Origin of the sequence: Nitratireductor rhodophyticola (assembly GCF_019891355.1) — a bacterium.
GTDB classification, from domain to species: Bacteria; Pseudomonadota; Alphaproteobacteria; order Rhizobiales; family Rhizobiaceae; genus Nitratireductor; species Nitratireductor rhodophyticola.
This window is the reverse complement of record NZ_JAHSSF010000002.1, coordinates 413,116-425,483: the sequence shown is the minus strand read 5'-3', so window position 1 is coordinate 425,483 and position 12,368 is coordinate 413,116. Positions and strand designations below refer to the sequence as shown.

The following is a 12,368-nucleotide window of genomic DNA, read 5'->3' as shown; positions in this document are numbered from 1 at the left end:
GGAATATTGTTGTTCCCGTCGGGGCCCTTTGCGTTTTTGGGGAACGGGTGTGAACACTTATCCGATCGGCGTTCTGTTTTCGCGTAGCGGTGGCTACAGCCGGCCGGCCGAACAGGGCTATTTCGGGGCCCTGGCGGCAGTGGCCGACATCAATACGGATGATGCCTATCCGTTCAGGCTCGAAGCCCATCATGCGGACCCAAAAGGCAATGCCGACCGTTATGCCGAGCTCTGCCGCGATCTCATCCGCCAGACAGGCGCGCAGCATATTGTCGGCTGCACCACCTCGTGGAGCCGCAAGGAGGTGATCCCGGTTGTCGAGAAGCTTGACGCGCTGCTCTGGTACCCTTGCGTCTATGAGGGTTTCGAGGTTTCGGAAAACCTCGTCTATATCGCCGCCTGCGCCAACCAGCAGCTCGTGCCGCTGCTCGATTATATCGTGCCGCGCTTCGGCGCGCGCGGTTTCCTGACAGGCGCGAACTATATCTGGGGGTGGGAAACCAACCGCATTGCGCGCGATGTTCTAACCCGCTCCGGCGGCAGCGTTCTGGGCGAACGCTACGTGCCCATCGGCGATGATGACATTGGGCATCTGATTGATGAAATCCGGGAGAAGCGGCCTGATTTCATCCTCAACAATCTGATCGGAAATTCCTCATACGCCTTTCTCGCCGCTTATCAGGCGCTCGGGAAGGAAGACCCGGCTTTCCTGCCGGACAACTGCCCGGTGGTGAGCTGCAATCTATGTGAGAATGAAACCACGCGGCTCGGCACCATCGCAGAGGGACAATACACCGTATCGAGCTATTTCCGGGCGCTGGCGAGCGAAGAGAATGACCGTTTTGCCGCCCGGATGAAGGCCGAAAATCCTGAACAGGTGGCGGACGCATTTTTCGTTCAGGCCTATGCCGCCGTGGTGATGATTGCCGATGCCATCCGCCGCACCGGAAGCGATGAGGCACAGCGGGTGCTGGAAGCGGTCCGTGAGTATGAGACGGCGACGCCGCTTGGTTCGCTGCGCGTCGACCCTGCGACCAATCACGTCAGCCTCCACGCTCATATCGGCCGCACACGCGCCGATGGCGATTTCGAGATCGTGCATCATTGCTCCAAAGCCATTGTGCCCGACCCGTTCCTGACGGCGACGCCGCTCGACCGGCTTTATGCGAACATGGCCGCCGACGCGCGGCAACTGAGGGTGGTGCGATGAGCCCGGCCCTTGCCCATACGCCCAATTTCGTCGGCTGGCGGGCGTTGATCCTGCACCGGCCGCACCAGAATGTGGACGCGCTCACCGCGCAATGCGCGCGCATCGGCATCGCCGCCGAACAGGCATGGCCGACGCTGGAAAACCGCGACGCCATGCGCGATTTCAACGTGCTGCTGATCGATGCCGATATGGGCCATGACGAGCAGTTTCCATGGGCGCCCGGCTTGGCGCCGATGCCCATCATCGCCCTGATCGGCTCGGAAGCTCCCGGCCGCATCGCCTGGACGATTGGGCAGGGCGCGGATGCGCAGCTTTTGAAGCCTATCGGAAGTGCCGGGCTCTACAGCGCACTTGTTGTGGCCAGCCAGGGTTTTCTGCGGCGCACGGCGCAGACAGAAGAAATCGCTCGGCTGAAGGATCAACTCGCCAAGAGACAGGTTGTGGCAGAGGCGACCGCCATCTTGATGCTGAAGCACAATTGCGATGCCGGCACGGCCTATAACCACCTTCGCAAGACAGCCATGGCCGAGCGGCGCTCCATCGAGAAAGCCGCCGCCGGCATCATCGCAAATCTTGATACAGACGGACGGACGAATGTCACAAACGGTCGCTGAAACACAGTCACCAGTGGCGACGCCTTCGGTGATGATGCGCCTTTTGCGCCGGCCGCTGGCACTGACCGGCTTGATCATCATCGCCGTGGTCGTGCTGGCGGCACTCTTTGCACCATGGCTCGCGCCTTACAATCCCTATGAGCAGTTCTTCGAGGGGCTGACCATCGAGGGCGCACCGCTGCCGCCCAATGCGCAGTTCTGGTTCGGCACCGATCTCGTGGGGCGGGATCTCTTCAGCCGCCTGATCTATGGCGCGCAGACATCGCTGATCATCGGCGTGGTGGCCAATGGTATCGCCGTGGTGATCGGCTCGGCAGTCGGTATCTCCGCCGGCTATTTCCGCGGCTGGGTCGATACCGTTCTGATGCGCTTCACCGATCTGATGATGGCCTTTCCGGCGCTTTTGCTCGCCATCGTCCTGGCGGCGATCTTCAGCCCCAGCCTCTGGATCGTGGCCATGGTGATCGCCATGGTGAACTGGGTGCAGATTGCCCGCGTGACCTATACCGAGACACGCTCCATCGCCGAACGCGATTTCGTGGTGGCCGAGCGCGCCATGGGCGCGGGCGCAGGGCGCATCCTGTTTCGCCACATCCTGCCGCATCTGCTCTCCACCATCATCGTGTGGGCGACGCTCGGCATCGCCACCACAGTTCTCCTTGAAGCAACGCTTTCCTTCCTTGGCATCGGCGTTCAGCCGCCCATTCCCTCATGGGGCAACATCATCTTCGAGAACCAGACCTATTTCTCCTCCGCGCCCTGGCTCGTGTTCATTCCGGGCGCGGCCATTCTGGCGCTGGCGCTGGCCTTCAACCTTGTGGGCGACGCGCTGCGCGACATTCTCGACCCGACACAGCAGGGGCGCCACTGATGCTTGCCTATATGACCCGCCGTCTGATCCAGACCGCGCTGATCCTGCTTGGCATCAGCTTCGTGACCTTCGTGCTGCTCTATCTCGTTCCGGCAGACCCCGCGCGCCAGATTGCCGGCCGCAGTGCGACCGCTGCAACGGTGGAGAACATCCGCGAACAGCTCGGCCTCAACCTGCCCTTCTATGAGCAGTATCTGCGCTATCTCGGCGGGCTTTTGAACGGTGATCTGGGCCGCTCCTATCTGCAAAAGACAGAGGTTTCCGAACTCATCGCTTCCCGTCTGCCCGCCAGCCTTCTCCTGATGGTGGGCGCCATCTTCTGCGAACTCGTGCTGGGCCTGACCATGGGCGTGGTGGCGGCGCTGAAGCGCGGCTCGCGCACGGATGACACGCTGATGATCGCCTCCTTTGTCGGCGTGTCGGCCCCGCAATTCGTGATAGGCATTCTGCTGCTCTACGTCTTTGCGGTGAAACTCGGCTGGTTTCCCATTGGCGGCTACGGCACCTTTGCCCACCTCATCCTCCCCTCCATCACGCTCGGTTTTCTGGGGGCTGGTTGGTATTCGCGCATGATGCGTTCATCGCTGATCGACGTGCTGCGTCAGGACTATATCCGCACCGCACGTGCCACCGGTATCACCCGCGCAAAAGTGCTTTTCAAACATGCGCTGCCCAACGCCATCCTGCCCATCATCGCAATGATCGGCATCGACATCGGGCTCTTCATGTCGGGCATCGTGGTGGTGGAAAGCGTGTTCGGCTGGCCCGGCATCGGGCAGCTCGCCTGGCAGGCGATCCAGCGCGTCGACATTCCCATCATCATGGGGGTCACGCTGGTTTCGGCCTGCGCCATCGTTCTCGGCAATCTGCTTGCCGATCTGATCACTCCGCTGATCGACCCGCGCATCAAGCTGCGCTGATGCAAGACCAACGATAAGTGCAGCACCAGAGAAAGGAACACTTGAGATGAGAAAACTGCTTCTGGCCGGCGTTGCCGCCGCTGCCCTTTCCAGCTCCGCCATGCTTGTCCCTGCCCTTGCAGAGGATATCAAGCAGGGCGGCTCCATGACCGTGACCTATAAGGATGACGTCTCCACGCTCGATCCGGCCATCGGCTATGACTGGCAGAACTGGTCGATGATCAAGTCGCTGTTTGACGGGCTGATGGACTATCTGCCGGGCACGACCGAGCTGCGCCCGGAAATCGCCGAATCCTACGAGATTTCCGAGGATGGTACGGTCTTCACCTTCAAGCTGCGCGACGACGTGAAATTCCACAATGGCCGCGACCTCACCGCCGAGGACGTGAAATACTCCATCGAGCGCACGGTGAACCCGAAGACCCAGAGCCCCGGCGCCGGCTTCTTCGGTTCCATCAAGGGCTTTGAGGAAGCCTCCAGCGGCGATGCGGAGGGGCTTTCCGGCATCACCGTGGTGGACGATCACACCATCAAGTTCGAGCTCTCGCGGCCCGACGCGACCTTCCTGCATGTGCTGGCGCTCAACTTCGCCCATGTGGTGCCGAAGGAAGAGGTGGAGAAACACGGTGCCGATTTTGGCAAGCACCCGGTCGGTTCCGGCGCGTTCAAGCTCTCAGAATGGACGCTCGGCCAGCGCCTCGTCTTTGAGCGCTTCGAGGACTACTGGAACCCCGGCGTGCCGAAGCTCGACCAGATCATCTTCGAAGTGGGTCAGGAACCGGTCGTGGCGCTTCTGCGCCTGCAGAACGGCGAAGTGGACGTGCCGGGTGATGGCATTCCGCCGGCGAAGTTCATCGAGGTACAGAACGATCCCAAGTTCAAGAACCTGATCATTCAGGGCGGACAGCTGCACACCGGCTATGTGACCATGAATGTGAAAATGGAGCCGTTCGACAAGCCGGAAGTGCGCAAGGCCGTGAACATGGCCATCAACAAGGACCGCATCCTGCGCATCATCAATGGCCGCGCCGTTGCCGCCAACCAGCCGCTGCCGCCCTCCATGCCGGGCTACGCCAAGGATTATGAGGGCTATGCCTATGATCCGGAAGCCGCCAAGGCGCTTTTGGCCGAGGCCGGGCTTGCCGACGGGTTCGAAACCGAACTCTACGTCATGAACACCGACCCGCAGCCGCGTATCGCGCAGGCGATCCAGCAGGACTTGAAGGCCATCGGCATCAACGCCTCGATCAAGTCTCTGGCGCAGGCCAATGTGATCGCGGCAGGCGGCGAGGAAGATCAGGCGCCGATGATCTGGTCGGGCGGCATGGCGTGGATTGCCGACTTCCCGGATCCGTCCAACTTCTATGGTCCGATCCTCGGTTGCGACGGCGCGGTGCCGGGCGGCTGGAACTGGGCCTGGTATTGCAACGAAGATCTCGATGCCATGGCGAAGGAAGCCGATGCCATGGTCGACCCGGCCAAAGCAGGCGAGCGCGAGGCCATGTGGCGCGACATCTATCTGAAGGTGATGGAAGACGCCCCTTGGGCACCGATCTTCAATGAAGAGCGCTTCACCATCCGTTCCGAACGCATCGGCGGCGACGACAAGCTGTTCGTCGATCCGGTGCACATTCCCGTCCACTATGACGAGGTTTTTGCCAAAGATGTGCAGTAACTGCGACTACACCATTCACGGGCGACACCACCATTTTGGGTGGGATCATTCGATCCCGCCCGCAGAACGGGTGACGCCGGGCTCGACGCTGGAATTCGAGTGTCTCGATTCCGGCTCCGGTCACTTTTCGCCCGACAGCACCGTGGACGATATCGCCACGCTGGATTTCTCCAAGGTCAACCCGGTCAACGGCCCCATCTATGTGGAAGGGGCCAAGCCGGGCGATGCACTGAAGGTGGAGATCCTCTCGTTCAAACCGTCCGGCTTTGGCTGGACGGCGAACATTCCCGGCTTCGGGCTCCTGGCAGACCAGTTCAAGGACCCGGCGCTGACGCTCTGGAACTATGACGCGACGGGCCTTGAGCCGGCGGCCTTCGGCAAGCATGGCCGTGTGCCGCTCAAACCCTTTGCCGGAACCATCGGGCTGGCACCGGCTGAGCCGGGTCTGCACTCGGTGGTGCCGCCCCGGCGCATGGGCGGCAATCTCGACATTCGCGATCTGGCGGCGGGCACCACGCTCTATCTGCCGGTCGAGGTGGAGGGGGCGCTGTTCTCCATCGGCGACACCCATGCCGCACAGGGCGATGGCGAAGTGTGCGGCACGGCCATCGAGAGCCAGATGAACGTGGCGGTGAAGCTCGACGTGGTGAAGGACGCAAACCTTGCCATGCCGCGCTTCACCACGCCGGGACCGGTGACGCGACACCTGGATGCGGAAGGCTATGAGGTGACGACCGGCATCGGCTCCGACCTCATGGAAGGGGCGCGGGCCGCCCTTTCCGGCATGATCGACCTTCTGTGCGCCACGCGCGGGCTCTCGCCCGAGGACGCCTATATGCTCTGCTCGGTGTGTGGCGACCTGCGCATCAGCGAAATCGTCGATCAGCCCAACTGGGTGGTCTCGTTCTACTTCCCGCGCGTCGTCTTTTCGTGAGCCGACACCAATGAGCAAAGCGCGCGCCATGCAACAGAAAACAACCAGCGGTCTTCTGGAGGTGAACGGCCTCACCGTTCAGGTGGCCACACCGACGGGCGCGCGCACTGTCGTCGACGATCTGTCCTTCACGCTGGAGAGTGGAAAGACACTCTGCATTGCAGGCGAGAGCGGTTCTGGCAAATCCATGACCGCGCTTTCCCTGATGCAGCTTCTGCCGAAGCCCATGGCGCGTGTTGCGGCGGGAACGGCGGCTCTTGAGGGACGCGATATTCTTGCCCTGCCTGAAGCCGGGATGCGGCAGGTGCGTGGCCGCCATATCGGCATGATCTTTCAGGAGCCGATGACATCGCTCAACCCGGTGCTTTCCGTCGGAAAGCAACTGGCTGGTGCGATTTCCGCTCATGGCGGGCTTTCTGAAAAAGCGATCCGCGCCCGTGCGCTTGAACTGCTCGATCAGGTGCAGATTCCCGAGCCGGCGCGGCGTTTGAAGCAATATCCGCACGAACTTTCCGGCGGCATGCGCCAGCGTGTGGTCATCGCCATGGCGCTGGCCCAGAGCCCGCAGATCCTGATTGCAGACGAGCCCACCACGGCGCTGGACGTGACCGTGCAGGCGCAGATACTGGCGCTGATCCGCAAATTGCAGGCTGATCTTGGCATCTCCGTGATCATGATCACGCACGATATGGGCGTGGTGGCCGAGATGGCCGACGACGTGCTGGTGATGCAGCATGGGCGCATGGTGGAGCACAGCCCTGCCAGCGTGATCTTCTCAAAACCCCGTCACGCTTACACGCAGGAACTGCTCGCCGCCGTGCCACGGCTGGGCGAAATGACCGGCACCACGGAGCCGAAGCGCGTGGTGGCGCGCCCGGGAACCGGGCCGGAAAAGCCGCTTGTCGCCGAACCGCTGGTTTCCGTGAAGGACCTCACCGTGCGCTTCGACATCAAGGGTGGCATCCTGCAGCGCCCGGTTCAGCGCGTGCACGCGGTGGAAGGTGTTTCCTTCGACATCATGCCGGGCGAGACGCTTTCGCTGGTGGGAGAATCGGGCTGCGGCAAATCGACCACCGGCAAGGCGCTTTTGAACCTGACCCCGTGGCAAGGCGACATTCGCGTGGCGGGCCAGACGACGCGCGGGCTCAGGCCCCGCGCCATGCGACCGGTTTTGCGCGATGTGCAGATGATCTTTCAGGACCCCTATGCCTCGCTCGACCCGCGCATGCGGGTGGGTGATCTGGTGGCCGAGCCGCTGCAAATTCACGGGCTGGCAAGCGGCAGCGCGCTGGAAGACCGGGTTGCCTATCTCTTCAAGCGAGTGGGGCTCTCGACCGATCAGATGCGGAGGTATCCGCACGAGTTTTCCGGCGGCCAGCGCCAGCGCATCTGCATCGCCCGCGCGCTTTCGCTTTCGCCTAAACTGATCGTGGCGGATGAATCGGTCGCCGCACTCGATGTCTCGATCCAGGCGCAGGTGCTCGATCTGTTGCAGGACATCCAGAACGAGACGGGCATGTCCTATCTCTTCATCTCGCACGACATGGCCGTGGTGGAGCAGATCAGCCATCGCGTGGCGGTGATGTATATGGGGCGGTTTGTGGAGATGGGCAGCCGGGCGCAGATCTTTGAGAACCCGCAGCACGACTATACGAAAAAGCTGATGGCCGCAGTGCCAGTGGCCGACCCGTCACGCCCGCGCCGCGCCTTTATGGAAAAAGCGGAGGACCTGCCAAGCCCCGTGCATGGGCTCGACTATGTGCCGCCGCGGCAAGCCGCGCGCGACATTGGCGGCGGGCATTTTGTTTGGCACGACCATGCTGAAAGCGGTGTTTCCGGCGCAGCTCACCAGGCCTGAAGGGATCTGCTCCGAAGAGCTGATGCAAAAAAGGCCGGGCGCTAACCCGACCTTCCTGATCATCTCTATGCGACGTGCCAGTACATCCGTGGTCACATCGCAGAGATGAAAACTATGCAGCCTGCAGGTTGTCTGCGGCGCTTTTGCCGGACTTGCGGTCCTGCACGATGTCGAAGCTCAGCTTCTGGCCTTCAACGATGTTCTGCATCCCGGCACGCTCGACAGCCGAGATGTGAACGAAAACGTCGTTGTCGCCATTGTCAGGAGCGATGAAACCAAAACCTTTGGTGGCATTGAAGAACTTTACGGTACCAATAGTCATACGATTTTCCTTTCAAATCGTCATAGGAATTTGATGCCGACAACTGCCGGGCATCTGGAAGTTCGAATTTGAGGGAAGATCGTAGGGGCGCTTGGCAGCGCAAAAACAAAGTTCAACAGCAATTTCGATGATCACGATATAGATGTAGATTGCGTCGAAAGCAAGGCTTGGTTGAATAAATAAACCGACCGCTGCCGCAAGCCCTAAAACAACCTGGCGAAGAAGATCAGGCTCATCGCCGTTCCAACGACGATGACCACGGCGCGCACCACGGAAGCCGGGAGCGCGCGGGCAAGCGGTGCGCCCGCATAGCCGCCGACCGTGGCCGCGACCATCATAACCAGCGCCTGAGGCCATGCGACGATGCCGGCGACCGCAAAGGTGGCAACGGAAATGGCCGAGAGGATGAAGGACAGGCCGTTTTTCAGGCCGTTCATCGTGTTCAGATCGCGCATGCCCCAGAGCGAGAAGAGCGCCAGCAACACGATGCCCAGACCGCCATTGAAGTAACCGCCATAAACCGAGACGAGAACGGTGCTGAACCGGCCTTCACCCCTGCCGCTGCCGAAACGGCGGGCAAGGCCCTGTATCTTCGCGCCGAAGGCGAAGGTGAGCGTGGCAATCGCAAGCAGGAAAGGCACAACGAGCGAGAACGCTTCATTGGAGGAAACCAGCAAGAGGAGCGAGCCGACCAGACCGCCAATGGCCGTCAGACCGGCAATGCGCAGGAGGCGGGTGCGGTCGAATGCGGCGAGTTCGGAACGGAAACCCAGTGCGCCACCGAGATAGCCGGGAAACACGGCAACCGCGCTGGTGGCATTGGCTGCGACAACGGGAACGCCGGCATAGACGAGTGCCGGGAAGGTGAGAAACGTTCCACCGCCCGCAACCGTGTTCAGCGTGCCGGCCAAGAATGCCGCCGCGGCCAGGATCAGATACTCTTCCATAGCGCTTCCAGTTTCGAGAACCCTGCCGGCTCCCTTAACCCACAAGGTCCTATCGGCCAATGGCCTCAAAACTGAGCCGGTTGGTGCAGCCGGCTCACACAGTTTTGATAGCCACACTGGATTGTGTCGCCGGCGGCCCTTCAACCTTCGTTATGAATCTGACATTAGGGAAGGTATGAAGGGACTTTGAGCGACGCGCCCATGGCGAGACGCTTCGTAGCATGCTGGATACCCCAATGGAGAATAGCCTTTTGATCAGCATGACCGGCTTGATCGGTCCAACGATCATGCTCGTCTTTGCAATCGGATTCATATGGGTGTGGTTGGTGGACAGGCGTCACAGGCATTCCGCCACTCTCGCCGGTGCCTGCGCCCTATTCGGTCTGGGGATGCTCTCCCAGGTCCTGCAATGGCCCTCCGGTGTCGGCCCGAACGCGCTCTTCTCCGGCTTTCTCTACACGCTCGCCGTGGTGCTGGCGAGCGAGGGGATATTACGACGCGCCGGCAAACGGCTTGGCCGCGTGGCCATCGTGCTGCTGCTGGGCGCGATCATGGCGCTGTTGTGGTATTTCTCCTATATCCAGCCCGATCTTCTGGCGCGTATTTACGTGCAGAACTTCAGCTATGGCGCCATTCTCTTCATCGTCGCACTGTGCATCCTGCCAGCCCGCAATGCCGGCAGGGCCGACCACATTCTCTTTTGGGTGCTGCTCGCCTTCGCCCTGCAGTTCTTTCCCAGAACCCTGCTGACCGCAGGGGACTCGCTGCCCACGCTGAGCGTGGCACCCGGGAACTCGCTGTTCTGGCAGGCATTGCAGCTTTCGCTTTCTGTCATGGGCGCAGCACTCGCACTGACCGTTCTTGCCACCATCCTGACGGACGTGATGGATGAGCTGCGGCACGACCGGGACCGTGACGGGCTGACTGGCGTGCTGAACCGGCGGGGCTTCGAAGAGCAGGCGCAATGCCATGTGAAATCACGGCGCAGAGCTCCGCTTTCTCTCATCGTCTGCGATCTGGATCACTTCAAGCAGATCAACGACACCCATGGCCACCATGTCGGCGATGCCGCCCTGAGAGCCTTCGGCGACATGTTGGAGAACTGCGCGCGCTCCAGCGATATTGTCGGGCGCATCGGCGGTGAGGAATTTGCCCTGCTCCTGCCGCACACGGATATTGAGGGCGCGCGCGACCTGGCCGAGCGTCTGCGCAGCGGCCTTTCATCAAGCACACTTGCGATCAACCAGAAGAGTGTTCGCCTTTCGGCGAGTTTCGGCATCGTTCACAAGAACGCCGATGACGATCTTGCAACGCTTCTCAGGCGGGCCGACGACCATCTCTACCGTGCGAAGCAGGCGGGCCGCGATCGTGTACTGTCCGACCCCGTGGCAGGTTCATACCAGAGCAGTACGGAACCCCTTCAATCCGACCCGTCCGAGAGCCCTGCATCGAGCGCCTGAAATTCATGCGCGGGTTTCAGTGGCCGGTTTCGCCGACGGCGGCGAGCGTGCATTTCACGAAGTCGCGCACGAAAGGATTCATGCTGTCTTCGCGCCAGGCGACAACCAGCGAGACGGCCTTGGGCAGTTTCGGGAGCTCGCGGTAAACCACATTCTCCATCGGCGTCATGACAACCCAGGCCGGGACGATGCCGACCCCGATGCCGGCTGACGCCATGGCAACGACCGTCATGGTGTGGCTGACCTCCTGCACCACTTTGGGGACGAAGCCCGCCTTGCGGCAATGCTGCAGGACAACATCCTGATAGCTCACGCCGACGATGGAGGAATAGGTGATGAAGTTTTCGTCGCGCAGGTCCTCGACTTCGAGATTCTCGCGGGAGGCAAGGTGGGATTCCGCCGGGAGCACGGCGACGAACCCCTCCCGATAAATCTCCCGGTAGGCAATGCCGGAGGCCGTGCGCGGCGGACGCACGAAAGCCACGTCGACCTTGCGATCCTTCAACAGCGCAAGCTGCTCTTCCGTGGTGTGGATCTGCATGTCGATCAGGACCGAAGGGTTGCGCCGGCTGAACTCGCGCATGGCCTTCGACATGAAGTTGTAGAGACCCACATAGACGGCGGCGATGCGCAGACGGCCGGAGGAAAGACCGCCCGCCGCCTGTGTCTCTCGAATGCCCTCCTCCAGCGACACCAGCACCTGCTGCGCCTTCTCAAAGAGAACACGGCCAGCGGGCGTGAGTGTCACGCTGCGGGTGGTGCGGTCGAACAGGCGAACGCCAAGCCGCTGCTCCAGCTGGCGTATCTGTTGGCTGAGGGGCGCCTGCGAAACGCCCAGCATCTCCGCCGCCCGGCCGAAATGCAGCTCCTGCGCGACCCGCATGAAGTAGCGCAAATGACGGAATTCTATGGCGCCGAGTGACTGCATCGCTGCCCCTTATTAATATCTAAAAGAGAAAAATAGCCTTCATAAATATATTGGACAACCAATATCCGCACATGCTTCCGTAAATGAAACCGGACCGGGAGGGTCTTCGTGAACGACCAGAAACCAATTGATCTCGCGCGACCGCTGCGGATCGCCGTTGGCCTCATGCTCATCGTCGTGGTGGGTGTGACGCTGCTGCAGATTATCCTGCGTTATTTCTTCAACGCACCGCTCGTCTGGAGCGAGGAACTGGCGAAACTGCTCATCGTCTGGATCGCCTTTATCGGCGCGGCCGCTGTCTGCTGGGATGGCCGCCATCTGAACGTCGATGTCTTCTTCCTGATGCTGCCGCCCAGGGCGCGCAACCTGCTGCGCTATGTCAATGCGCTTATCTCCGTCGGCTTTCTCGCCATTCTCGGCTGGACCAGTGTGAAGCTGGTGATCCTGGAGAACATGCAGGACCTCTCTGCCCTCCCGCTGCCTGCGGGTGTCGTGCGGCTGGCGGCAACGGTGGGCGCTGTCCTGATGATCGCGGGGATCGTCGGGCGCATCGTCTATGTCCGTCCGATGCACCGCCAGACAGACCCGGCCTATGGCCATGAAGACCCCATGTGATCCGCGGACCATAT

General features: G+C 61.4%; 12 protein-coding genes. 9 read left to right on the top strand and 3 right to left on the bottom strand.

Going from position 1 to position 12,368, the window contains the following annotated elements; genetic code table 11:
* The first annotated feature begins 49 nt into the window (after positions 1 to 49).
* Genes KUG85_RS07750 through KUG85_RS07720 form a run of 7 tightly spaced genes read left to right on the top strand, consistent with a single transcriptional unit; the run spans position 50 to position 8,082 of the window.
* Positions 50 to 1,210, top strand: a complete 1,161-nt coding sequence (locus KUG85_RS07750; RefSeq protein ID WP_223004764.1) for a transporter substrate-binding domain-containing protein — start codon at positions 50 to 52, stop codon at positions 1,208 to 1,210.
* Positions 1,207 to 1,824, top strand: coding sequence for an ANTAR domain-containing response regulator (locus tag KUG85_RS07745; protein ID WP_223004763.1), 618 nt, complete (start codon positions 1,207 to 1,209; stop codon positions 1,822 to 1,824). Before KUG85_RS07750 ends, KUG85_RS07745 begins: the two co-directional genes overlap by 4 nt.
* The gene (locus KUG85_RS07740; protein ID WP_223004762.1) at positions 1,805 to 2,695 is read left to right on the top strand and encodes an ABC transporter permease; all 891 of its coding nucleotides are present in this window, start codon (positions 1,805 to 1,807) and stop codon (positions 2,693 to 2,695) included. The genes KUG85_RS07745 and KUG85_RS07740 overlap by 20 nt, the downstream gene beginning before the upstream one ends.
* Positions 2,695 to 3,615, top strand: coding sequence for an ABC transporter permease (locus KUG85_RS07735; protein WP_223004761.1), 921 nt, complete (start codon positions 2,695 to 2,697; stop codon positions 3,613 to 3,615). The genes KUG85_RS07740 and KUG85_RS07735 overlap by 1 nt, the downstream gene beginning before the upstream one ends.
* 46 nt (positions 3,616 to 3,661) lie before the next feature.
* The gene (locus KUG85_RS07730) at positions 3,662 to 5,290 is read left to right on the top strand and encodes an ABC transporter substrate-binding protein (protein ID WP_223004760.1); all 1,629 of its coding nucleotides are present in this window, start codon (positions 3,662 to 3,664) and stop codon (positions 5,288 to 5,290) included.
* Positions 5,280 to 6,224, top strand: a complete 945-nt coding sequence (locus KUG85_RS07725) for an acetamidase/formamidase family protein (protein WP_223004759.1) — start codon at positions 5,280 to 5,282, stop codon at positions 6,222 to 6,224. Before KUG85_RS07730 ends, KUG85_RS07725 begins: the two co-directional genes overlap by 11 nt.
* A gap of 28 nt (positions 6,225 to 6,252) precedes the next feature.
* Positions 6,253 to 8,082: an ABC transporter ATP-binding protein gene (locus tag KUG85_RS07720; RefSeq protein ID WP_255606300.1), complete on the top strand. Its 1,830-nt coding sequence runs from the start codon at positions 6,253 to 6,255 to the stop codon at positions 8,080 to 8,082.
* A gap of 112 nt (positions 8,083 to 8,194) precedes the next feature.
* On the opposite strand, the gene KUG85_RS07715 is transcribed toward KUG85_RS07720, so the two are convergent.
* Both KUG85_RS07715 and KUG85_RS07710 read right to left on the bottom strand, forming a co-directional pair.
* Entirely contained in the window at positions 8,195 to 8,404 is a 210-nt protein-coding gene (locus tag KUG85_RS07715) for a cold-shock protein (protein WP_065816492.1), read from the bottom strand.
* Between the two features lie 203 nt (positions 8,405 to 8,607).
* A complete protein-coding gene (locus tag KUG85_RS07710) occupies positions 8,608 to 9,351 on the bottom strand; it encodes a sulfite exporter TauE/SafE family protein (RefSeq protein ID WP_223004757.1) in 744 nt (247 codons plus the stop codon).
* Between the two features lie 260 nt (positions 9,352 to 9,611).
* Here KUG85_RS07710 and KUG85_RS07705 point away from each other — a divergent pair, with 260 nt between their 5' ends.
* A complete protein-coding gene (locus KUG85_RS07705) occupies positions 9,612 to 10,811 on the top strand; it encodes a GGDEF domain-containing protein (RefSeq protein ID WP_223004756.1) in 1,200 nt (399 codons plus the stop codon).
* Positions 10,812 to 10,827: 16 nt separating this feature from the next.
* Here KUG85_RS07705 and KUG85_RS07700 read toward each other — a convergent pair whose 3' ends face one another.
* The gene (locus KUG85_RS07700; protein WP_065816494.1) at positions 10,828 to 11,739 is read right to left on the bottom strand and encodes a LysR family transcriptional regulator; all 912 of its coding nucleotides are present in this window, start codon (positions 11,737 to 11,739) and stop codon (positions 10,828 to 10,830) included.
* A 108-nt stretch (positions 11,740 to 11,847) separates the two neighbouring features.
* Here KUG85_RS07700 and KUG85_RS07695 point away from each other — a divergent pair, with 108 nt between their 5' ends.
* Positions 11,848 to 12,354 (top strand): TRAP transporter small permease, encoded by a 507-nt coding sequence (locus tag KUG85_RS07695; protein WP_025029583.1) that lies wholly within the window; start codon positions 11,848 to 11,850, stop codon positions 12,352 to 12,354.
* Positions 12,355 to 12,368: the final 14 nt, after the last annotated feature.

What these genes read in the sequence shown, in the direction of transcription:
- KUG85_RS07705 (WP_223004756.1), top strand. Translation starts at nt 9,612, where the DNA reads ATGACCGGCTTGATCGGTCCAACGATCATGCTCGTCTTTGCAATCGGA.
- KUG85_RS07735 (WP_223004761.1), top strand. Translation starts at nt 2,695, where the DNA reads ATGCTTGCCTATATGACCCGCCGTCTGATCCAGACCGCGCTGATCCTG.
- KUG85_RS07715 (WP_065816492.1), bottom strand. Translation starts at nt 8,404, where the DNA reads ATGACTATTGGTACCGTAAAGTTCTTCAATGCCACCAAAGGTTTTGGT.
- KUG85_RS07720 (WP_255606300.1), top strand. Translation starts at nt 6,253, where the DNA reads ATGCAACAGAAAACAACCAGCGGTCTTCTGGAGGTGAACGGCCTCACC.
- KUG85_RS07700 (WP_065816494.1), bottom strand. Translation starts at nt 11,739, where the DNA reads ATGCAGTCACTCGGCGCCATAGAATTCCGTCATTTGCGCTACTTCATG.
- KUG85_RS07740 (WP_223004762.1), top strand. Translation starts at nt 1,805, where the DNA reads ATGTCACAAACGGTCGCTGAAACACAGTCACCAGTGGCGACGCCTTCG.
- KUG85_RS07710 (WP_223004757.1), bottom strand. Translation starts at nt 9,351, where the DNA reads ATGGAAGAGTATCTGATCCTGGCCGCGGCGGCATTCTTGGCCGGCACG.
- KUG85_RS07745 (WP_223004763.1), top strand. Translation starts at nt 1,207, where the DNA reads ATGAGCCCGGCCCTTGCCCATACGCCCAATTTCGTCGGCTGGCGGGCG.
- KUG85_RS07725 (WP_223004759.1), top strand. Translation starts at nt 5,280, where the DNA reads ATGTGCAGTAACTGCGACTACACCATTCACGGGCGACACCACCATTTT.
- KUG85_RS07730 (WP_223004760.1), top strand. Translation starts at nt 3,662, where the DNA reads ATGAGAAAACTGCTTCTGGCCGGCGTTGCCGCCGCTGCCCTTTCCAGC.